This window comes from Flavobacterium cellulosilyticum, assembly GCF_004349355.1.
GTDB lineage: Bacteria > Bacteroidota > Bacteroidia > Flavobacteriales > Flavobacteriaceae > Flavobacterium > Flavobacterium cellulosilyticum.
In genome coordinates, this window is sequence record NZ_SMFK01000013.1 from 1 (window position 1) to 21,453 (window position 21,453).

Annotated in this window: 20 protein-coding genes; 11 read left to right on the plus strand and 9 right to left on the minus strand. The window is 30.8% G+C overall.

Features of this window, described 5'->3' with window-relative positions; genetic code table 11:
• Positions 1-251, plus strand: a 251-nt coding sequence (locus E0F76_RS15110; RefSeq protein ID WP_165932721.1) for an integrase core domain-containing protein, incomplete at its 5' end; no start/stop codon positions are given.
• 57 nt (positions 252-308) lie between these two features.
• On the opposite strand, the gene E0F76_RS15115 is transcribed toward E0F76_RS15110, so the two are convergent.
• The 3 genes from E0F76_RS15115 to E0F76_RS15125 all read right to left on the minus strand — a co-directional run bounded on the left by E0F76_RS15115 (position 309) and on the right by E0F76_RS15125 (position 2,686).
• Entirely contained in the window at positions 309-1,142 is an 834-nt protein-coding gene (locus tag E0F76_RS15115) for an OmpA/MotB family protein (RefSeq protein WP_132007930.1), read from the minus strand.
• 94 nt (positions 1,143-1,236) lie between these two features.
• Complete coding sequence (locus E0F76_RS15120; protein ID WP_132007933.1) at positions 1,237-2,223, minus strand: glycosyltransferase family 2 protein; 987 nt, start codon at positions 2,221-2,223, stop codon at positions 1,237-1,239.
• A 13-nt stretch (positions 2,224-2,236) separates the two neighbouring features.
• Positions 2,237-2,686 carry a type I restriction enzyme HsdR N-terminal domain-containing protein gene (locus E0F76_RS15125; RefSeq protein WP_132007936.1) on the minus strand — a complete coding sequence of 150 codons (450 nt, stop codon included), beginning with the start codon at positions 2,684-2,686 and terminating at the stop codon, positions 2,237-2,239.
• A 78-nt stretch (positions 2,687-2,764) separates the two neighbouring features.
• On the opposite strand from E0F76_RS15125, the gene holA reads away from it, so the two are divergent.
• From holA to ettA, 3 genes are read left to right on the plus strand one after another with little or no spacing between them, the layout of a single operon-like run.
• The gene (gene holA / locus E0F76_RS15130; RefSeq protein WP_132007939.1) at positions 2,765-3,769 is read left to right on the plus strand and encodes a DNA polymerase III subunit delta; all 1,005 of its coding nucleotides are present in this window, start codon (positions 2,765-2,767) and stop codon (positions 3,767-3,769) included.
• Between the two features lie 46 nt (positions 3,770-3,815).
• On the plus strand, positions 3,816-3,998 hold the full coding sequence (locus tag E0F76_RS15135; protein WP_132007942.1) for a CAL67264 family membrane protein: 183 nt from the start codon (positions 3,816-3,818) through the stop codon (positions 3,996-3,998).
• A 37-nt stretch (positions 3,999-4,035) separates the two neighbouring features.
• Positions 4,036-5,730: an energy-dependent translational throttle protein EttA gene (ettA, locus tag E0F76_RS15140; protein ID WP_132007945.1), complete on the plus strand. Its 1,695-nt coding sequence runs from the start codon at positions 4,036-4,038 to the stop codon at positions 5,728-5,730.
• 250 nt (positions 5,731-5,980) lie between these two features.
• Here the strand turns inward: ettA and E0F76_RS15145 are convergent, their stop codons facing one another.
• On the minus strand, positions 5,981-6,394 hold the full coding sequence (locus tag E0F76_RS15145; RefSeq protein WP_132007948.1) for a thiol-disulfide oxidoreductase DCC family protein: 414 nt from the start codon (positions 6,392-6,394) through the stop codon (positions 5,981-5,983).
• A gap of 108 nt (positions 6,395-6,502) precedes the next feature.
• The gene (locus E0F76_RS15150) at positions 6,503-8,668 is read right to left on the minus strand and encodes an endonuclease MutS2 (RefSeq protein WP_132007951.1); all 2,166 of its coding nucleotides are present in this window, start codon (positions 8,666-8,668) and stop codon (positions 6,503-6,505) included.
• A 177-nt stretch (positions 8,669-8,845) separates the two neighbouring features.
• Here E0F76_RS15150 and E0F76_RS15155 point away from each other — a divergent pair, with 177 nt between their 5' ends.
• The 4 genes from E0F76_RS15155 to E0F76_RS15170 are packed head-to-tail and all read left to right on the plus strand — an operon-like array spanning position 8,846 to position 11,335.
• A complete protein-coding gene (locus tag E0F76_RS15155; RefSeq protein WP_132007954.1) occupies positions 8,846-9,136 on the plus strand; it encodes a nucleotidyltransferase family protein in 291 nt (96 codons plus the stop codon).
• A complete protein-coding gene (locus E0F76_RS15160; RefSeq protein ID WP_132007957.1) occupies positions 9,129-9,491 on the plus strand; it encodes a HepT-like ribonuclease domain-containing protein in 363 nt (120 codons plus the stop codon). The genes E0F76_RS15155 and E0F76_RS15160 overlap by 8 nt, the downstream gene beginning before the upstream one ends.
• A gap of 5 nt (positions 9,492-9,496) precedes the next feature.
• Positions 9,497-10,177 (plus strand): uracil-DNA glycosylase, encoded by a 681-nt coding sequence (ung, locus tag E0F76_RS15165; protein WP_132007960.1) that lies wholly within the window; start codon positions 9,497-9,499, stop codon positions 10,175-10,177.
• Between the two features lie 18 nt (positions 10,178-10,195).
• Positions 10,196-11,335 (plus strand): serine hydrolase, encoded by a 1,140-nt coding sequence (locus E0F76_RS15170; protein ID WP_132007963.1) that lies wholly within the window; start codon positions 10,196-10,198, stop codon positions 11,333-11,335.
• Positions 11,336-11,378: 43 nt separating this feature from the next.
• Here E0F76_RS15170 and E0F76_RS15175 read toward each other — a convergent pair whose 3' ends face one another.
• The 3 genes from E0F76_RS15175 to E0F76_RS15185 all read right to left on the minus strand — a co-directional run bounded on the left by E0F76_RS15175 (position 11,379) and on the right by E0F76_RS15185 (position 13,759).
• A complete protein-coding gene (locus tag E0F76_RS15175) occupies positions 11,379-12,245 on the minus strand; it encodes a nucleoside phosphorylase (protein ID WP_132007966.1) in 867 nt (288 codons plus the stop codon).
• 122 nt (positions 12,246-12,367) lie between these two features.
• Entirely contained in the window at positions 12,368-12,697 is a 330-nt protein-coding gene (locus tag E0F76_RS15180; protein ID WP_132007969.1) for a translation initiation factor, read from the minus strand.
• A 111-nt stretch (positions 12,698-12,808) separates the two neighbouring features.
• Positions 12,809-13,759, minus strand: a complete 951-nt coding sequence (locus tag E0F76_RS15185; RefSeq protein ID WP_132007972.1) for an isopenicillin N synthase family dioxygenase — start codon at positions 13,757-13,759, stop codon at positions 12,809-12,811.
• Between the two features lie 769 nt (positions 13,760-14,528).
• Here E0F76_RS15185 and E0F76_RS15190 point away from each other — a divergent pair.
• The 3 genes from E0F76_RS15190 (at position 14,529) to E0F76_RS15200 (ending at position 19,721) form a co-directional block, all read left to right on the plus strand.
• A complete protein-coding gene (locus E0F76_RS15190; protein WP_132007975.1) occupies positions 14,529-15,005 on the plus strand; it encodes a hypothetical protein in 477 nt (158 codons plus the stop codon).
• Between the two features lie 706 nt (positions 15,006-15,711).
• Positions 15,712-17,649 carry an amylo-alpha-1,6-glucosidase gene (locus E0F76_RS15195; RefSeq protein WP_132007978.1) on the plus strand — a complete coding sequence of 646 codons (1,938 nt, stop codon included), beginning with the start codon at positions 15,712-15,714 and terminating at the stop codon, positions 17,647-17,649.
• Between the two features lie 95 nt (positions 17,650-17,744).
• Entirely contained in the window at positions 17,745-19,721 is a 1,977-nt protein-coding gene (locus E0F76_RS15200; protein WP_132007981.1) for an alpha-ketoacid dehydrogenase subunit alpha/beta, read from the plus strand.
• A 164-nt stretch (positions 19,722-19,885) separates the two neighbouring features.
• On the opposite strand, the gene E0F76_RS15205 is transcribed toward E0F76_RS15200, so the two are convergent.
• Positions 19,886-21,430 carry a hypothetical protein gene (locus E0F76_RS15205; protein ID WP_132007984.1) on the minus strand — a complete coding sequence of 515 codons (1,545 nt, stop codon included), beginning with the start codon at positions 21,428-21,430 and terminating at the stop codon, positions 19,886-19,888.
• Between the last annotated feature and the right edge of the window lie 23 nt (positions 21,431-21,453).

Genomic DNA, 21,453 nt, shown 5'->3' on the forward strand with positions numbered 1-21,453 from the left:
ATCCCTATGAGAATGCTGTAGCTGAAAGAATAAACGGAATATTAAAACAGGAATTCATGATTGATAAATACAATTTAGATTTAAACATCATCAGAAAAATTGTCAAAGAATCAGTCAATATATACAATGAATTAAGACCTCATTATTCTAATCATATGCTGACTCCAAACCAAATGCATTTACAAAGTCAAATTAAAATGAGGACCTATAAAACAAAAAACACTTGCAAAAACGTTTTTGCAAGTGTTTAATTAAATATTTTTGTCTAATAATCTGTATCGGTTATTTAGGACAAGACATTAATCTTATTATTTTGATTGTTTTTTCATTTCTTTTTCAACCATTTCGTAGAATTGATCAATTTTAGGCAAAACAACGATACGAGTTCTTCTGTTTCTTGCTCTGTTTTCAGCAGTATCATTTCCTACTAAAGGTACATAAGAACTTCTTCCTGCAGCAATCAATTGAGCTGGATTCACTTTTAAATCATTAGCTAAAACACGGATGATAGAAGTAGAACGTTTTACACTTAAATCCCAGTTGTCAAGTAAAACACCATTACCAATATAAGGAACGCTATCTGTATTACCTTCAACCATACATTCAAAATCTGGTTTGTCATTTATCACTTTAGCTACTTTAGCCAATACAGCTTTAGCTCTATCAGTTACTTCATAACTACCACTTTTAAATAATAATTTGTCAGCAATTTGAATAAAAACAACACCTTTTTCAACATTGATTTCAATGTCTGGATCAGAAATTCCAACTGAAGATTTCAAACTAGTTACAACAGCAAGAGTAACACTGTCTTTTTTAGTTAATGCATCTTGCATTCTACTAATTTTTAAATCTTTTTCCTTGATAGATTCTAATGCTTTTTCGATGTTATCAGCTCCTTTTGAAGTCAATATAGTCATGTCTTTTGTCTGAGAAATCAAAGTTTGGTTATGATCTTTCAAGCCAATAACTGAAGCAGCTAAACCAGCTTTCTCTTCCAAACAAGTATTTAATTTTACTGTACAAGAATTTAATAAATCTTGTATTTCTTTGTTTTTAGCTTCCAATGAAGCGTATTGTTTTTTTGAAACACATGATGTCAATAAGACAAAAAAGGACAGGGCAATTACGATTTTTTTCATAAAATTAGAGTTTAAATAAATTTTGTTTTACAAATTGTAGTTTTACAAATTTAGTTTTTTAAATGTTAATAATGATTGTTAATTTTTCTAAATTTTATTTCACAAATACCTTGCCAAAAAAAAGATAGTAGTTGTATACAATACTTTTCAAATTGTAGTATTTTTTAGATTGAAAAGCCCCTCTTTTCTTATAATTAATTGAAAATAAACGATAAAAGGAAAAATGAGCTCTTAAAATAGCTGTAAAATGCTTGAAATTTCCTTGTAATAAAAATTTAATACCAGCAATTCCATCCAAAATTAATCGACACATTATAATCAAGTATAGATTTTTTTCGGGTAAATTTTTAACTAACATTAACAAAGAATTTCTGAAATTTAGAAAAGTTTTTATAGGATTTCCAATTTCTAGCGTTGCACCACCCACATGATAAACTACAGATTGTGAATTATATTTAATTTTGTAGCCTAAATTAAATGCTCTCCAACATAAATCTATTTCTTCCTGATGAGCAAAAAAATCAGAATCGAAACCTTTTAAATTAAAATAAACTGAACTTCTTATAAAAAAGCATGCACCTGATGCCCATAAAATTTCACAAGTATCATCATATTGTCCATTATCAATTTCTAAAGTTTCAAAAATACGTCCACGACAATAAGGATAACCGTATTTATCTATAAATCCTCCAGCCGCTCCAGCATATTCAAAATAGGCTTTACGTTTGAAATCTAATATTTTGGGTTGAAGTATTGCCGTATTAGGTTCTTTTTCGAATGTTTCAATGATGGGTTTTAACCAGTTTTTTGTCACTTCAACATCAGAGTTAACTAGCGCAAAGTAATCGGCATCAACGTTTTTTAAAGCTTCGTTATAGCCTTGGGCAAAACCAAAATTACTTTCGTTTTGTATTATATGTATGCTTGGAAAATTAGTTTTTACAAAAGCAACAGAATCATCTGTTGAAGCGTTATCAGCAACATAAATTTCAGCTTCGGGTGAATGTTTTACAATGGAAGGTAAAAACTTTTCTAATAATTTTATACCATTCCAATTGAGTATGACAACTGCTATTTTCATTAATTTTTAAATATTATTTTGATTTGTAGTCTGGCAATTCTCTCAAAAACACATATTTTTCGTTTCCAAAATCCATTTGGCAAAAGTAATGATTCAAACCATTAGTTACCATCAAATATTCGGCTTTCAAAGTCATGTTGTAGCGTGCAATTTGATCAAAAGTAGCTTGGGCTGTTTTAATTTCAGGAGCTTTGCATTCAATTAAGACAAAAATAGAACCGTCTGGATAAAAAACAACAACATCATATCTTTTTCTTAATCCATTGACATTAAGAACTTTTTCGACATTTATCAATGATTTCGGATATTTTTTTTCTTCCAATAAATACCGAACTACATGTTGGCGAACCCATTCTTCAGGTGTGAGAATGATAAATTTTTTCCTGATTTCATCGAAAATAGACACTTTATTTTCGCTATTTTTGAAGCGGAAGTTATAAACTGGAAAATTCAGTTGTTGCATCTGGCAAAAATATAAAATAAGTTTAAGGTTTAGGTTTTTCAAATCTGAAATCTGCAATCTAAAATCTGCACTCAAAAAATGGATGAAGTTATAAAAATAGTCAATGACCTTAAAGGTGGAAATATAAAACCTATTTATTTTTTGATGGGAGAAGAGTCTTACTACATTGATAAATTATCCGATTATATTGAAGAAAACGTGTTGACTGAGGATGAAAAAGGCTTCAATCAAACGGTTTTATACGGACGTGATGTTTCGATTGAGGATATCGTTTCTACAGCTAAACGTTATCCAATGATGGCAGAACGCCAAGTTGTGATTGTAAAGGAAGCCCAAGATTTATCAAGAACAATTGATAAATTGGAAAGTTATGCCGAAAATCCAATGTTAACAACTGTTTTGGTGTTTTGTTATAAGTACAAAACTTTGGATAAGCGTAAAAAAATGACTAAAACCCTAGCCAAGGTTGGAGTGGTTTACGAAAGTAAAAAACTCTATGAAAACCAAGTAGGAGATTGGATTAAGCGTGTTTTATCCGGAAAAAACTACACAATTGAACCTAAAGCGAATGCTATGCTTGTGGAATTTCTTGGTACTGATTTAAGTAAAATTAATAATGAGTTGGAAAAATTGCAAATTATATTACCAAAAGGAAGTATAATTACACCTAAACATATTGAGGAAAATATTGGCTTTAGTAAAGATTTTAATGTATTCGAATTACGAAAAGCCATTGGTGATCGCAACCAACTTAAAGCATACACTATCGCCGATAATTTCGCACAAAATCCAAAGGACAATCCGATTGTGATGACTACAAGTTTAGTTTTTAGTTTTTTTGTTCAGCTATTAAAATACCACGGATTAAAAGATAAAAACCCAAAAAATGTAGCCGCTGTTTTAGGAGTAAATCCATTTTTCTTGAAGGATTATGATATTGCAGTCAAAAATTATCCAATGAGGAAAGTGAGCCAAATTGTAGCTTCGTTAAGAGATATTGACGTAAAAAGTAAGGGTGTTGGTGCAAATGCGTTACCTCATTCTGATTTATTACGGGAAATGCTGTTCAAAATTTTTAATTAGACACTAAATTTCACGATATTTACCTTTTTAAAAACGGAATTAAATTATGGGAATGAATAAAAACACTATTTTAGGATGGGCAACATTACTAATGTTATCGATGGGTTTTTTATTGATTGGGTTAGGTGTGTTTAAATATAGAGATGTATCAGGTTGGGGATTTGCTGCAGTTGGAGTAGGATTTTTGGCTATTTCATGGGTGTTTAGCTCATTGAAAGGAAGGTTGTAAGAATAAATTAAATTTAAATTTTATAAAATAATTAAAAATGGCAGACGATAAGAAAGTAATTTTCTCAATGCAAAAATTGAGTAAAACCTATCAAGGAGCAGATAAACCGGTATTAAAAAATATTTATTTGAGTTTTTTTTATGGAGCTAAAATTGGTATTTTAGGTTTAAATGGTTCTGGAAAATCTTCTTTATTGAGGATTATAGCTGGAGTAGAAAAAAATTATCAAGGTGATGTGGTTTTTCAACCAGGATACACAGTAGGTTATTTAGAACAAGAACCTATTCTTGATGATTCAAAAACGGTAATCGAAATCGTACGTGAAGGTGTAGCAGAAACAATGGCTGTTTTGGAAGAATATAATAATATTAACGATCTATTTGGTCTTCCTGAAAACTACGAGGATGCCGATAAAATGGACAAGTTAATGGATCGTCAAGCTCTTTTACAAGATAAAATCGATGCACTTGGAGCTTGGGAAATTGATACGAAGTTAGAAATAGCTATGGATGCATTGCGAACTCCAGAAGGCGATACTCCAATCAAGAATTTATCTGGAGGAGAGCGCCGTCGTGTGGCTTTATGTCGTTTGTTATTGCAACAACCAGACGTACTGCTTCTTGATGAGCCAACGAATCACTTGGATGCAGAAAGTGTGTTATGGTTAGAACAACATTTAGCACAATATTCTGGAACTGTGATAGCAGTAACACACGATAGATACTTCTTGGATAATGTGGCCGGTTGGATTTTAGAATTGGATAGAGGAGAAGGTATTCCTTGGAAAGGGAATTATTCTTCATGGCTAGATCAAAAATCGAGTCGTATGGCTCTAGAAGAAAAAGTAGCATCGAAACGTAGAAAGACTTTGGAACGAGAGTTGGACTGGGTTCGACAAGGAGCCAAAGGACGTCAAACGAAACAGAAAGCACGTTTACAGAACTATGATAAACTCTTAAATGAAGACCAAAAACAATTGGATGAAAACTTGGAAATCTACATTCCAAATGGACCACGTTTAGGTACTAATGTGATTGAAGCTAAAAATGTAGGTAAAGCTTTTGGAGATAAATTATTATATGATAATTTGAATTTTACCTTGCCACAAGCTGGAATTGTTGGTATTATCGGACCAAATGGTGCAGGTAAATCCACGATTTTCAAAATGATTATGGGAGAACAAAAAACAGACAGTGGCGAATTTTCTGTTGGAGAAACAGTAAAAATCGCTTATGTAGATCAAGCCCATTCAAATATTAATCCAGACAAATCCATTTGGGAAAACTTTGCCGATGGACAAGAGCTCATAATGATGGGTGGAAAACAAGTCAATTCAAGAGCTTATTTATCAAGGTTTAATTTTGGTGGAGGAGAACAGAATAAGAAAGTTTCAATGCTTTCCGGTGGAGAACGTAACCGTTTGCATTTGGCAATGACTTTAAAAGAAGAAGGAAATGTACTTTTATTAGATGAGCCAACCAATGATTTGGACATCAATACACTTCGAGCTTTGGAAGAAGGATTAGAAAATTTTGCAGGTTGCGCTGTGGTAATTTCTCACGACAGATGGTTCTTAGACAGAATTTGTACACATATTCTAGCTTTCGAAGGAAACTCTGATGTGTATTATTTTGAAGGAGGTTTTTCTGATTATGAAGAAAATAAGAAGAAACGATTAGGTGGTGATTTAACGCCGAAACGTTTGAAATACAGAAAGTTAATTCGAAGTTAGATTCGTTGAATTTTCATCATATAAAAAGAGGATAGCATATTGTTATCCTCTTTTTTTATAACTTTTTAATAAAAATTCATCAAAAATAAACAGTTTCGTTTAAACCAATTATTACTAAACCAAAAACAAAAATCATTAAAAATGAACTGCGCATGTAGGAAATATTGATGAAATTCCTATCTAGAAATTAATAATATTCAAATTTAAGAGTAGGTCTTTAATTATGATAAAAATCATAGTTGAAATAATTTTATAAAAATTTATTTTTTAATTCCTTTGTAGGGATCATACAGCTCTCTTTCTTTCCATACCATTTGTAACGATTTTTGGCAATATAATCATACAGATGATTCCTAATTCCTGTTGGAATGATTTTGAATACTGTTCCAAAATGAAAAAAACCACCTAAACTTCGAGCAATTTCTATTGCTGCAGTAGATTTGTAGTAATATGAAATTCCAGGTTCATACAGAACTATACTGTCTATGTTTGTGGGATTGATACCAATATATTTTAAAATTTCTTGACCTAATTCGGATTGTATGGCAACAAACCGAAACACATCGTTTTTATCGTGTTTAATGACGAATTGAATAGCTGAATTACACAAATTGCAAACGCCATCAAAGAGGATTATTTTTTTGTTTTTGGGAAGATTTAGCATAATTTTTATAATTTGTTATACGTTATTGCGAGGAACGAAGCAATCACATTACGAGAGCAACAACTATGATTGCTTCGTTCCTCGCAATGACACGGGTTCTACTAAAGACTATTTCTTCACAGCTTCGACCAATTCCAATTCCTCTAAACTTACTTTTGAAGTAAACACTCCATAATTTACGGTGGCTTTATTTTTCTCGATTTTATCTATACTTCCTACTGCTTTTCCGTCAATCATTCTCACTCTGTCTCCTAGTTTTAGAATGTGTTTTGGTTTTACAATGACAGGTTTGAGTTTCTTTTCCTTTTTTTCAATTCTGATTTCCTCAACCTTTTCTTCAACCTCCTTTATGATTTCTTTTTTCTTTTCAATAATTGCTTTAGCTTCTTTAGGTGTGGCTTTTTTGCGTTTGGAATTTTCAATTTCAATTAATTTTAAAAATTCCCCAATAAGATCCTTTTTGCTTTTATTGTTAAAGTATTTCTCGGCAATATCTTCTATTTTTTGTCCAATGTAAATCGTCTTTTGGTTGCTATCATACAATTCCTGATAGCTTTCCAGTTTTTGCTTTATTTTTACATTGATAGTTTCCATTTTCTTGCCTTCTTCACGAGCTTTTGTTTCCTCTTCTTTTAAATTTATTGAAGTCTTTTCTAATTTAGAACGTTCTTTTTGAAGCGTAGCAATAGTTTTGTCGAATCTTACTTTACCGACCTCAATTTTCTTTTTCGCTCGATTGATTAAACTAAATGGAATTCCGTTTTTCAAAGCTACTTCAAATGTGAACGAACTTCCCGCTTGTCCTAAAACCAATTTGTACATAGGTTCCAAAGTTTTTTCGTCGAATAGCATGTTGGCATTCATTGCAAAAGGTAATTCATTGGCTAGAATCTTTAAGTTGGAATAATGCGTTGTAATTATTCCGAAAGCTTCTCGATGGTAAAATTCCTCCAGAAAAATCTCGGCTAAAGCGCCTCCCAATTCCGGATCGGAACCTGTACCAAATTCATCAATCAAGAACATGGTTTTCTTGTTGCATTTCTTCAAGAAGTAGTTCATGTTTTTCAATCGATAACTGTATGTACTTAGATGATTTTCAATAGATTGATTATCTCCGATATCTGTTAAAATTCTATCGAATAAAAAAGTTTCACTGCGTTCGTGCACAGGAATTAACATGCCGGATTGTAGCATCAATTGAAGTAAACCAACAGTTTTTAGCGAAATAGTTTTACCTCCGGCATTTGGTCCAGAAATCACGATAATTCGTTTTTCCTGATTCAATTCTATTGTTTGTGGATGGGTAATTTCGTTTTTCTGTTTGTTATTCAAATATAAAATAGGATGGAAGGCATCTCTAAAAAACAACCTTCGATTCTCGGTAATTGCAGGTAATATTCCATTGATTCGGTTTGCATATTTTGCTTTGGCAGCCACCACATCAATATCACTCAAAAAATCTTGGTATTGAATTAGCAAAGGCAAAAAAGGACGAATTTGATTGGATAACTGTTTTAGAATTCTGGTAATTTCTTCTTTTTCCTCATATTCTAAATTGCTTAATTCACGAGAATATTTTAAAGTCAATTCGGGTTCAATATAAGCAATGCTTCCAGTCTTGGAACTTCCTAAAATAGTTCCTTTAACTTTACGTCGGTACATTGCTAAAACAGCTAAAACCCTGCGGTTTTGAACAAAGCTTTCTTTAATGTCGTCCAAGTAGCCAAGAGAATTATATTGCGTCAAAGCCACACCAAAACTCTGATTTACTTTTCCACGAACCAAATTCATTTCACGGCGTATTTCTTGTAATTGGGGAGAAGCATTGTCTTTTATTTCGCTATATTTATCAACTACTACATCAATAAGGCTACTGATTTCTTTGGTTAATTGTACCTCAGATGCTTTTATATTGAGATTAGGATAGTAATCATCAAATTTCTTGAAATAATTGAGCAAGAAATTGGTTGTTTCAGAAATAGTGGCAATTTTTCTAAAACTACCTACTTCCAGAAAACTATCTTCAATCGCCAAGAATTTAATTTCATAAGTAATAGCATCGAAACCGTGATTGGGAATCGCATTGTTATTTTGGAAAGAAGATACATATTCTGTGGTTTGCATTAAAGCTTTCATTAAATCTTCTTTCTCTCTAAACGGAGTGATTTCTAGTGCTTTTTGTTTACCAATATCAGTATTGCATATCGCCGAAATGGTTTCGAGAACAGTTGGAAATTGTAAATCTTGGAGTGTTTTTTCTGTAATGGATATCATTTTTGTGTCAAAAGTCAAAGTCAAAAGGTCAAAGTTACAAAGTAAAAACTCAAAAACCATTTTCTTGGCGTACTTTGCGAAATCTTTACGAACTTTACAGTAAAATATAATTATGCAAATTAAATGTCAAAGATTCAAAGTTTACGATGCTAATAAATTATTTTTTATATTTGTTATATGAAAAAAGATGAAATTATCAATACTTTACAAATAGAAAAGCAATTCCTTGAGGATAATTATGGAGTTGTTAGTATTGCTTTATTTGGTTCTTATGCTAAAGGGTTGGAAAATAAGGAAAGTGATATAGATTTCATTGTAGAATTTAAAGAACCTTCTTACAGCTTGCTTATGGGTTTATATTCTTACTTAGAAAATAAATTAAATTCTAAAATTGATATTGTTAGAAAAGGGCCACATTTGTCTGATCGTTTTCTAAATACCATCAAAAACGAAATGATTTATGTATGATGCCCAATATAAATATTCATTGGAAACTATTTTAAATCACATTGAAATTTGCAAGACGAGATTTTCTGAAATTCAAAAACCAATTAATTTTATTGCAACTGATTATGGTAATATTTTGCTCGATGCTATTGTTACTAGACTTCAAGCTATTGGTGAAAACCTAAAAAACATTTCGAGAAAACACAATTTATTGCAGACTAATTATCCAGAAATGGAGTGGAATAAAATTATTCGATTTAGAGATTTTATTTCTCATCATTATCAAATGCTTGATTATGAGATTGTTTTTGAAATATGTGAAGATTACTTACCAAAATTAGAATTGGTAATAAAAAAAGAATTAGCTAAATTTTAGTAAGGATGCAACCTAAACTCAGTCCTTCTTGGCAATTAGTTTTAAAAGACGAAATCCAAAAATCCTATTTTCAGGATTTGATAAAAACTGTGGAAGAAGAGTATCAAAATAACACTTGTTTTCCACCAAAGGAATTGATTTTTGCCGCTTTTGATCATTGTTCGTTTGATGATATAAAAGTTGTTATTATTGGTCAAGATCCGTATCACGGAGTGGGAGAAGCCAATGGACTGTGTTTTTCAGTAAATGATGGCGTGAAGATTCCACCATCGTTACGAAACATTTACAGAGAAATGAATGATGATTTAGATACTATTTTTTTACCTAATTCCGGTAATTTAGAACATTGGGCAAAACAAGGTATTTTACTTATAAACGCTACTCTTTCCGTTCAAATGGATAAACCAAACAGCCATAAGCACCTGAAATGGAATCTCTTTACCGATGCCGTTATCCAGAAAATATCAGAAGAAAAGAAAGAAATAGTTTTCTTGCTTTGGGGTGGTTTTGCACAAAAAAAAGGTGTCAAAATTGACAGAGAGAAACATTTGGTTTTAGAATCGGGACATCCATCGCCAATGAGCGCCAATCAAGGGAAATGGTTTGGAAATAAACATTTTAGTGCTTCAAATTTATATTTGAAAGAAAAAGGAAAAACAACTATTAAATGGATATCAAATGATTAATTTTTAAATAGTTTGTCAATGAGAGATTCTTTAAAAATACTTGTAATTGCACTACTATTTATGGAAATAGGATGTTCAGGAACAAAGAAAAACATACTGCAAAAAGCTTTGGCTTCTGATAATCCTAAGATAAAAACCGTAATGTCGAATCCAAACGAATATGAAGTTCAAATTATTTATACTCAAATTTTACGGGATAAAAAGGACAAAGTTAGTTTTAAAGACTTTAGTTATAATTTAAATGCAGAGAACTATTTTTATCCAGCTAGCACAGTCAAATTACCATTAGCTATTTTGGCATTAGAAAAATTGAATACAGTTGATAATTTTTCAATAAATACACAATATACAATCGATGCAAGGCTTGATAAACTTCGTTTTTCTGAAGAAATTGCTAAAGTTTTTGCGGTTAGTGATAATGAAGCAAGTACTAATTTATTGGAGTACATAGGTTTTGATTATTTAAACGAGAGCATGAAAGAAAAAGGCTTAACACCTTTTAGAGTTTCGCATCGATTGTCAGCTCCAAATCCAACAGAACCAATATCCAAACCGATTACACTTTATTTAGAGAATAACACGATTGTGAATTTTCCTGCAATTGTTAATAAATCAATCGTTCCTTTACAAATTAATCATTTAAAAAAAGGAAATGGGTTTATGAAAACTGATCAGCTGATAAATGAACCGTTTGATTTTTCGAATAAAAATTATTATCCATTGGAAACAATGCATAATACCATGAAAAGAATTGTTTTTCCGGAAGCATTTAAAGAATCGGAGCGCTTTCATCTGACAGAAAAGGACAGAGAATTTATTTTATTTTCGATGCAAAATGTCCCAAAAAATGCTGGATATGATCCCATAAAATATTATGATGGGTATTGCAAGTTTTTTATGTTTGGAGATACTAGAGAAAATATTCCAACCAATATTAAAATTTACAATAAAGTGGGAGATGCCTATGGAACAATAACTGATTGTGCTTATATAGTTGATAAAGAAAACAAAGTTGAATTTATAGTTTCAGCGACATTATTAGTAAATAAAAATAAAATATTCAATGATGATACTTATGAATACGATTCGATAGGATTGCCTTTTTTGGCGGAACTAGGAAGGCAACTTTATGCCAAAAACAAGAAAAAAGCAAATTAATTAAAAATTAACTCACTTTTTATTTATGCTTTAGGAATCTAATTTATTCTGCTATTTTCCCTAAAGCATAGGCAATCAATTCATCAACGGCTTTGTAGGGATCCTCACTAAAAGTTCCATTCGCACGATTGGCTATAATAGCATTTAATGATAGACAATTGTGTCCTAGGAGTTTTCCCAATCCATAAATAGCCGAAGTTTCCATTTCGAGATTAGTAATTCTGTTTCCTTCAAAATTAAAATTATCCATTTTTGAATTTAAGTTTTCATCCTGAATATTCAATCGTAATACTCTACCTTGCGGACCGTAAAACCCTCCAGCTGTTCCTGTTAATCCTTTGAATATTCTGTCACTTTCCAATCGTTTTTCTAATTTTTCTGAACAAGAAATGACATAGGGGCGCCCTTTTTTTAAATCCCAATTGGTGTGTTTGATGAAAGCATCTTCCATTGCGATTTCAGAAATATCATCAATTAAATAGGAGCGGAGCATATTGTCTAATCCCAATCCGAATTTAGACATTACAAAGCTATCAACAGGAATATCGGCATGTAAAGAGCCTGAAGTTCCAATTCTAATTATATTTAAAGAAGTTAGCTTTTCTTTTGGAGTTCTGGTTTTCAAATCAATGTTGACCAAAGCATCCAATTCGTTCATTACGATGTCAATATTATCAGGACCAATTCCAGTTGACATTACTGTAATTCTTTTTCCTTTGAAAACTCCAGTTTGAGTTTTGAATTCTCTTTTTTGGGTCGAAAATTCAATGCTATCAAAGAATTGTGTTATTTTTTCTACTCGATTTTGGTCACCAACAAAGATGATATCGTGGGCAATGTGTTCTGGTAAAAGATTAAGGTGATAGACACTTCCGTCTGGATTGAGTATTAATTCTGATGATTGTATCATTTTTTGTTTTTTTTTCGCCACAAAGGCTCAAAGGCACAAAGTGATTTTTACATATTCATAGGGTATTATTTTTATTTTATTCCAGATTTAAATCTGAAATCTAAATTCTTTAATCTTAAATTTTACCCGCCAACTCGTTTTACTTTAAATCCTTTTTCTTTCAATATTTGCATTATTTTATCTCGGTAATCACCTTGTATAATTATAGAATCATCTTTGAAAGTTCCGCCGACGCTCAATTTAGTTTTAATTTCTTTGGCTAGAATTTTAAAATCCTCGTCTGACCCTTCATAACCTTCAATTATAGTTGTTGCTTTTCCTTTACGTTTTTCGAACTTACAAATCATAGGTTCTTTTTGAATAAAAAGAATATGATCAGCTTCTTGAAATTCTTCTGGTTCTGATTCGATATGGTCGGGAAATAAATTTTTTAGTTGTTCTTGTAAGTCCATTTTATTGTTTTTATAAAACATCCATGGATGTTTTAAATTCCTAATTTAGCTAAAATGTAAAAAGACATTAAGCAGAAACTCAATGTCTTTCTTACACTATAAATTTATAAATTATTTTTTAATTAATCCCAAATCTACTAATCTTTCGTACAAGTATTCTCCAGCGGTAATATCGTCGAATTTTTTAGGATTTTGGGCATCAATACAGCTTTCTAAACAATCTAATTTCATTTCGCTTACGGGATGCATGAAAAATGGGATAGAATAACGAGAGGTTCCCCATAATTCCCGGGGTGGATTGACTACTTGGTGGATGGTCGATTTTAATTTATTATTAGTGTGACGGGACAACATATCACCAACATTGATTACTAATTCATCGGGTTGAGCAATGGCATCAATCCATTCACCATTATGACTTTGTACTTGTAAACCTCTGCCTTGTGCACCCATCAAAAGTGTAATCAAGTTTATATCACCATGAGCAGCAGCTCGAATGGCATTTTCAGGTTCAGAAGTAATCGGAGGATAATGAATAGGTCTTAGAATTGAATTTCCATCAATTGCATATTCATCAAAATAAAATTCATTTAATCCAAGATGTAAAGCCAATGCTCTCAAAACGTATACTCCTGTTTTTTCCAGCATTTGATAGGCTTCTTTTCCAATACTATTAAATCTTGGCAACTCTTTAACTTCAACATTATTGGGATACTCAGAGGCATATTTAGAATCTTTTTCTACATATTGACCAAAATGCCAAAACTCTTTTAGATCCCCTTCTTTTCTACCTTTGGCGTGTTCTTTTCCAAAAGAAACATAACCTCTTTGACCTCCAATTTCAGGAAATTCATAACAGTGTTTTGTTTCCAGTGGCAAAGCAAAAAAGTTTTTTATTTCGCCATATAATTCTTGGACCAGTTGGTCGTTTAAAAAATGTCCTTTAAGGGCTACAAAGCCTATTTCTTCAAAGGCATTACCGATTTCATTTACAAATTTTTGTTTACGTTTCGGGTCATCCGAAAGGAAATCACGCAAGTCAACACTGGGAATGTTTTGCATAGCATAGTATTAATTAGAACTTAGAAAAGTATTCGCTTCTTTACAAATGTAAAAAAATATTTTAAATTAAAGTTCAGTTTAATCTGATCGTATTTATTTGAATTTTGAAATTTATTAGCGTAAAAGTGCTATGACTTTTTAAAGTTCTGTAAAATAATTATTTAGCATAGCATCCAATTCATTTTTGTTTTTTGATTTTGTAATGTAATCATTTAATTCATAACCGTTCATTAAAGGCATTTGAAAATCCATTTAAATTAAATCAATATCCAATTTTTTCCATAATTTTCAACTTCTTAAAGTACGTTTTTTGCTAAGATTGTTTCTTTTTCAAATTCATTTATAGATTTTTGAAATTCAACTTTTTGACTATTTATATTTGGAATAGCTCCACTTTCATTTTTAACATCAATCAGTAACTTAAAATGAAAATTTGAACCAAATTCCGTAATTCTTCAATCAATGTTTTATTTCCTAATTGATGGGCAATTTCTTTATCAGCTATTGTAGAATTATTATTAATTTCACTATTGGTTTTTACAAAGTCTTAAAGCGCTTTTATCTTTTACGATTTATCACATTTTTTAGTAAGAATTTCAAGTAATATTATTGTTCGAATTATTCTTATCAATTAAAATGAAAAAATCAACATATGAAATATAGATTTTAAAATTCACCAAATATTAAATACTAAATCCTTTGTAAAGCATTCAAAATTTGTTTAAATTAGCATTAGTTTTATTACAATAAATAACATAATAATTTTACTATGAAAAAATTAGGTCTATTTTGCTTTCTATTAGTTTGTTTTGTTTTTATAAGTTGTAAAAAAACGAAGACGATTGACGCTGACAAACTCCAAAATGAAAAGCCGATAAATACAAATTGTTATCAAGCAATATATGAAAAGGATACAATTAATCTAGAAGTAAACACTTTGAAAGACGGAAAAATTTCAGGTGAAATGGTGATGAAACTTGAAAATATGCCTCCGAAAATTGGTAAAATCATCGGTGAATTTCGAGGGGATACTTTATTTGCCGATTATAGTTTTCATCAAGGAGCTAATGAAAATAAAATATTTAAAAACCCTATAGCTATTTTAAAAAGAGGTAACGAATTTAATTTAGGCAATGGGAAAATAGAAAACTATTTGGGGGCATCTTATTTTGTTAAAGGTGAGCCTGTTGATTTTGATAATGTGAAATATAAATTCACAAGTATAGATTGTGTTGTTACTGAATAATTAAATTCGTTAAGTGTAGTTAAAAGAGTTTGTAAGATCCTTTTTATTGTATTTTAAAATGTCTTTCAATACACTTTGACTACAAAGTGTATTGAAAGACATTTTTTAGTTTAACGAATATAATGTGTTTAAATAAAATTACTGGTTTATAATACAATCCCGCTTATTAAATAAATTATCAACAAAATAATATTTTTAACGAATTATACTATTATTCAAGTTGGTATTTTTATTTCAATTGTTGAAGTTACCAAATCTTAATAATTTAAAAACGCCAATTTGTTAATCTAAATTATACATTAATTTAAATTTTTGAAGTGTGCTATTTTGTATTTTTATAATAATTATCTTAAATAAAATCATGTTCGTTGAAGTATTTATGATATTTTATTTGCATTTCAGATATTTGAAATTACACATTATTCAATTTAGAATATACTTAATACGATAAAATAGTATCGATTGTGGTGTTATAAAAAATAAAAAGATTTATTAAATAAATTTATTAACATGTGCTCTTTATTTTATACTAATTAAATAAACCAAATTCATACTTTGAGCCGCAAAAAGCTAAAGAATCTAATTTTGTATACCTATAATTTTTTATGTTTTTTTAATTGAAATTTATTACTGGAGTAGACGCTTTTTACTGAACTTAATTGACAATATTTAGTAGTTAATTTAATTAAGGAAATACAAGGATATCATGATAAAATCAATCACTGAAGAATGGATCATAACGAATGCTTTGGGAGGATATGCCTCAAATACGGTCATAGGAGAAAATACTAGACGATATCACGGATTATTGGTAGCTGCAATGGAGCCGCCTACAAACAAAAAAGTTATTCTATCAAAAATAGAAGAACGAGTTTTTTTAGATGGAGTTTACCACGACCTTTCAATCAATGAATATCCTGGAGCTACATTTCCAAATGGTTTCCAATATTTAGACAATTTTGAAGTAGTTCCTTTTCCTTTATGGACCTATAAAACTGCTGGTTGGAAACTGGAAAAAAGTATTTTTATGGTGCAAAATTCAAACACTTCTTTAATAAATTATTCCAACAAAGGACATAAATCAATAATACTAGAATTGCATCCCTTGTATGCATTTACAGATTTCCACAGTACTTTTCATGAAAATTCAGCCACAAATTTTTATTCTGAAATTAGTTCTAATACTATGAAAACCTTTCCTAAAAATGGATCAATGCCCATTTTTACTCGATGGACTGAAGGTGAATATATAGAAGAAAGAGCTTGGTTTAAAGACATACAATTGCCATTAGAAAAATATAGAGGTTTAGACGATGCTGCGGATTATTACCGAATTGGATATATCCGATATGAATTAAAACCAAATGAATCAATAACGCTTCTTTTTTCCGTTGATGACACTGTTGTGAATAAGGATATAAACTCCCTATTAACTACAGAAAAAGAAAGAGTAATAAATAGTAATACTAGTTTTACTAATACTTTTTACAAAGATTTATTACGTTCAGGAAATCAATTTATTGTAAATAGAAAATCTACAAATAGTGCTTCTATAATTGCTGGTTATCATTGGTTTTCAGATTGGGGAAGAGATACCATGATTTCAATGAGAGGATTGACCATTGCGACTAATAATAAAAGTGTTTCCAAATCCATTTTAACTACTTTTTTTAAATACATCAATCAAGGAATGATTCCCAATCGTTTTCCTGATAATAATGAAGATGAGATTGAATACAATACCATTGATGCCAGTTTATGGTTGTTTATTGCAGTGTATGATTATTACAATAAATTTCAAGATTTAGATTTTATAGAGGAAAATTTGAATGTTCTTAAAGAAATTTTAGATTGGCATATACACGGAACACGCTATGACATACATGTAACTCCAGAAGGGTTTTTATACGGAGGTCAAGATGGAGTAATGCTTACCTGGATGGATGCTATTGTTAACGGTAAAATAATTACGCCAAGGATAGGTTGTCCTGTTGAAATAAACGCATTGTGGTACAATGCGTTGAAAATATTCACAGAATTTAATACTATTCTTGAAATTGATTCTGATCAAAAATACGCTCATATAATTAGTAGTTTTGAGTGCAATTTCGAAGAATTTTTCCTCAATAGCGATGGAACATTAAATGATGTTATTATACCAAATGGACCAACGGATGCTAGTTTTAGATCCAACCAAATTTATTGCTTAAGTCTGCCTTTTTCTCTTTTGAATCAGGAACAACAAATACATATTTTTGAAGTAATTAAATCTAAATTATACACTCCTTTTGGCTTAAGAACTTTAGAAATGGAAAATCCTGAATTTAAAGGAATTTATCAAGGAAATCAGTGGGAAAGGGACCATGCTTATCATCAAGGAACGGTTTGGCCTTATATAATTTCCGAATATTACGAGGTGTTTTTTAAATTATACGGGGACAGCGATGAAAATAAACGTAAAGTAATCGAGGAACTGATTCCGTTAAAAAAACATTTTTATAGTGAACAAGGGCTTCATTGTATTTCAGAAGTTTTTGATGGCCAAAATCCACAAGAAGGAAAAGGAACAATTCAACAAGCTTGGTCTATTAGTGCTTTGATTAAATTATATACGGATTATAAATTATATGAAATTGAGAAATAGTAGTTTACTTCACTTGATTTAAAAAATATACAACAGTAAAGGCTGAAATTGTTATTTTTTTATACTTTTGAAGTAAGCCAAATAAAGAGATTCCAATGACTTTCGACCGCAAAAATCTTTCCAACGAACAATTATTAGATTTATATAAAAGATTGGTTTTACCAAGACTAATCGAAGAAAAGATGTTGATACTTATCCGGCAGGGAAAAGTATCCAAATGGTTTTCTGGAATTGGTCAAGAAGCCATTTCTGTTGGGGTTACAGCTGTGTTAGATACTGATGAATATATTTTGCCAATGCACCGAAACTTAGGTGTTTTTACGGGAAGAAACATTCCGTTGCATCGGCTCTTTTCGCAATGGCAAGGCAAAGCCAATGGTTTTACAAAAGGTCGTGATCGTAGTTTTCATTTTGGAACCCAAGAATACAAAATTATTGGAATGATTTCGCATCTCGGACCACAATTGGGTATTGCTGATGGAATTGCTTTGGCAAATAAATTGAAGAAAAACGGAAAAATAACTGCTGTTTTTACTGGTGAAGGAGCGACAAGCGAGGGTGATTTTCATGAAGCTTTGAATATTGCGGCAGTTTGGGAATTGCCAGTGATGTTTATTATCGAAAATAACGGTTATGGACTTTCGACACCTACAAATGAGCAATATCGTTGTGAGAATTTGGTAGACAAAGGCATTGGTTACGGAATGGAAAGTCACAGTATCGATGGGAATAATATTCTTGAAATCTGTAATAAATTATCCGAATTGAAAGCTTCGATGATTGAAAATCCACGCCCCGTTTTATTGGAATTTAAAACCTTTAGAATGCGAGGACACGAAGAGGCGAGTGGTACCAAATATGTTCCACAAGAGTTGATGGAACTATGGGCATTAAAAGATCCAGTGGAAAACTACAAGAAATATTTAATCCATAACGGAATTCTCTCCTTTGAATTTGATTCGAAATTAATAAGTGAAATCAAGTCTGAAATTGATGAAAACTTAATTCTTGCCAATTCGGAACCGGATATTATCGCTTCTTACAAGGAAGAATTAAATGATATATACAAAACAATTCAATATCAAGAAGTTAATCATTCAGAAGAAATAAAAAACATTCGGTTTATTGATGCCATTTCCAACAGTTTGAGACAATCAATGGAGCGATATGACAATTTGGTGATTATGGGTCAAGATATCGCTGAATACGGTGGCGCTTTTAAAATCACCGATGGTTTCGTGGCCCAGTTTGGTAAAGAACGAGTTCGTAATACTCCCATTTGCGAAAGCGCTGTGGTATCGGCCGCGATGGGACTTTCTATCAATGGATTTAAGGCTATTGTCGAAATGCAATTTGCTGATTTTGTTTCAACGGGATTCAATCCCATCGTTAATTTACTGGCCAAATCGCATTATCGTTGGCAAGAAAAAGCCGATGTTGTAATTAGAATGCCTTGCGGTGGAGGCACACAAGCAGGCCCATTTCATTCACAAACAAACGAAGCTTGGTTTACTAAAACTCCCGGTTTAAAAGTAGTTTATCCTGCATTTCCATATGATGCCAAAGGATTGTTGAATGAGTCCATCAACGATCCAAATCCTGTTTTATTCTTTGAACACAAACAATTATACCGAAGTGTTTACCAAGACGTTCCAAATGATTATTACACTATTCCATTAGGTAAAGCTTCCTTGTTAAAAGAAGGAAATCAAATTACCATTATTTCGTATGGCGCTGCAATCCATTGGACATTGGAAACCTTGTCCCAACATCCTGAAATTTCAGCAGATGTATTGGATTTAAGAACCTTGCAACCTTTGGATACTGAAGCTATTTATACTTCGGTGAAGAAAACGGGCAAAGCGATTATTTACCATGAAGATTCAATGTTTGGAGGGATTGCCAGTGATATTTCGGCACTGCTAATGGAAAACTGTTTCGAATATCTTGATGCACCAGTAAAAAGAGTGGCAAGTTTAGATACACCAATTCCTTTTACAAAAGCATTAGAAGATCAATATTTACCAAAAGAAAGGTTTGAAAAGGAGTTATTGGAGTTGTTGGAATATTAAGAGTGATGGGAAATAGGACACGGATAAAACGAATTCTTTGTAACGCGGATAAAGACTGATTTTCTATTAATTATACTGAGTTTTGTACTAAATTATTTCAATTGTCCAAATGCTTTGTAATGAATGTACTTTAAAAGTGCTTTTTTGATTATGTAAATACTAATTTATCTATTACTCAACTTCGCTTTTTCTTTAATAATATCACTAATTTTTCTGTTTTCAATTTTACTTTCCAGCCAAGAAATAATATCAAGATAGAGGAAAGCTCTTTTTTCGTATTTGTTTTTTTCGAGCTCAACAAATTTCTCTTTTACTTTTATGAATTCTTTTTTGATGTCGCTAGGATAAATAGAGTTTAATTTTTTCAAAAAACGAATGATTTCTTTTTGCACTTCATGCAAATCATTCATTTTAATTAAAAATTTATAGGTACTTATCAGTTGGTTTTCGATATTGAAATCTTTACCCGTTTCATAATGCGCTATTAAATTCAACAATCGAGCAAAACAAGCCAAATCCTCTCTAACGTATAAGTTTTTGTTATTGATGATTTTTTCAAGATAAAAAATAGTTTCTGTATACTTTTCATTACCAAAATAGATACAAGCAATTTTATAATAAAACATCATTTCATGGTGTTCATCAAGATGTTCACTATGTAATTTCATTTTATCTAAAACTTCTGGAATCAGGTACTCAGATTCAGCAAATGTACCTTCTAAAATATGATAATTCAATTTGTTATTATACAAATATAAAAAAGAGAGTGAACTAATATTGTCATTAATTGGGAATTGGGGATCGTTAACAGTTTTCTCAAATAATTCAAGATGTTTTTTGAAATTAGACATGTATTTCAACATAAATAAGGACTCCAACAAATAATGAATTCCTTTTAAGAAAAACACAGGATTGAGATAAATCATATTCCTGTTGTCATAAAAAAGAGTTACCCATTTGAGTGAATATTTATAACAAGATAAAAAGTCTTGTACTAAAAAACTACGCCATAGATTGGCATTGTAATACCAATATTTCTCTCTAAACCCAAACTTACTTTCATCTAATTTTGAAATATGTTTTTGGAAATAATCATCAATATACTTGTATTCAGTATCACTTTTTACATAACCTGTTTTTAGCATTATGCCATATAGTTGCAAAGATAAATTAGATAGTTTACTTGAAATAGTATTTTGATAATTCAATTCTTTGGCTTGAATAACTAATTCATCTGCTCTTCCTTGAATACTTCGGGTGATGTATTGTGATTCAATTAATTTTTCGAATTCAACAATTTCATAAGCCATATATTTTTCATCATTTTCCAATGCTTGTTGCTTCGTTTTGTCCAAGATTTTTAAACTTTGTCTGTACAAGCCTTTATTGTAAAGAATTGTAGCAAAATCTATCTGTTCCCTCAATTGATATCGAATGTTTTGGCTAGGAATATTTAACCGAATACTCACCAAAATTTGTTTGTATAAATACGATTTAAGGTTGGATAATTGTACTTTCTTGATTATGCCACTTTTTAAGATTATTTTCTCATCATAGACATCAGTTTTGTCTAAAATGTTAAATAATTCTATAAATTTTGTATTCGAACTCGTCTCCAATCGACTTGCAAAAATCTTAAATTGTCTTTTTTCAGATTTTGAAAGTGATTTAATTAATACAAATAAAGAATCTTTTTGATGGTTAGCCATTGTAATATATAGTAACTTAACTT

Bases quoted from the DNA above. Each gene is read 5' to 3' on its own strand.
- E0F76_RS15115 (WP_132007930.1), bottom strand. From the start codon at position 1,142: ATGAAAAAAATCGTAATTGCCCTGTCCTTTTTTGTCTTATTGACATCA.
- E0F76_RS15120 (WP_132007933.1), bottom strand. From the start codon at position 2,223: ATGAAAATAGCAGTTGTCATACTCAATTGGAATGGTATAAAATTATTA.
- E0F76_RS15125 (WP_132007936.1), bottom strand. From the start codon at position 2,686: ATGCAACAACTGAATTTTCCAGTTTATAACTTCCGCTTCAAAAATAGC.
- holA (WP_132007939.1), top strand. From the start codon at position 2,765: ATGGATGAAGTTATAAAAATAGTCAATGACCTTAAAGGTGGAAATATA.
- E0F76_RS15135 (WP_132007942.1), top strand. From the start codon at position 3,816: ATGGGAATGAATAAAAACACTATTTTAGGATGGGCAACATTACTAATG.
- ettA (WP_132007945.1), top strand. From the start codon at position 4,036: ATGGCAGACGATAAGAAAGTAATTTTCTCAATGCAAAAATTGAGTAAA.
- E0F76_RS15145 (WP_132007948.1), bottom strand. From the start codon at position 6,394: ATGCTAAATCTTCCCAAAAACAAAAAAATAATCCTCTTTGATGGCGTT.
- E0F76_RS15150 (WP_132007951.1), bottom strand. From the start codon at position 8,668: ATGATATCCATTACAGAAAAAACACTCCAAGATTTACAATTTCCAACT.
- E0F76_RS15155 (WP_132007954.1), top strand. From the start codon at position 8,846: ATGAAAAAAGATGAAATTATCAATACTTTACAAATAGAAAAGCAATTC.
- E0F76_RS15160 (WP_132007957.1), top strand. From the start codon at position 9,129: ATGTATGATGCCCAATATAAATATTCATTGGAAACTATTTTAAATCAC.
- ung (WP_132007960.1), top strand. From the start codon at position 9,497: ATGCAACCTAAACTCAGTCCTTCTTGGCAATTAGTTTTAAAAGACGAA.
- E0F76_RS15170 (WP_132007963.1), top strand. From the start codon at position 10,196: ATGAGAGATTCTTTAAAAATACTTGTAATTGCACTACTATTTATGGAA.
- E0F76_RS15175 (WP_132007966.1), bottom strand. From the start codon at position 12,245: ATGATACAATCATCAGAATTAATACTCAATCCAGACGGAAGTGTCTAT.
- E0F76_RS15180 (WP_132007969.1), bottom strand. From the start codon at position 12,697: ATGGACTTACAAGAACAACTAAAAAATTTATTTCCCGACCATATCGAA.
- E0F76_RS15185 (WP_132007972.1), bottom strand. From the start codon at position 13,759: ATGCAAAACATTCCCAGTGTTGACTTGCGTGATTTCCTTTCGGATGAC.
- E0F76_RS15190 (WP_132007975.1), top strand. From the start codon at position 14,529: ATGAAAAAATTAGGTCTATTTTGCTTTCTATTAGTTTGTTTTGTTTTT.
- E0F76_RS15195 (WP_132007978.1), top strand. From the start codon at position 15,712: ATGATAAAATCAATCACTGAAGAATGGATCATAACGAATGCTTTGGGA.
- E0F76_RS15200 (WP_132007981.1), top strand. From the start codon at position 17,745: ATGACTTTCGACCGCAAAAATCTTTCCAACGAACAATTATTAGATTTA.
- E0F76_RS15205 (WP_132007984.1), bottom strand. From the start codon at position 21,430: ATGGCTAACCATCAAAAAGATTCTTTATTTGTATTAATTAAATCACTT.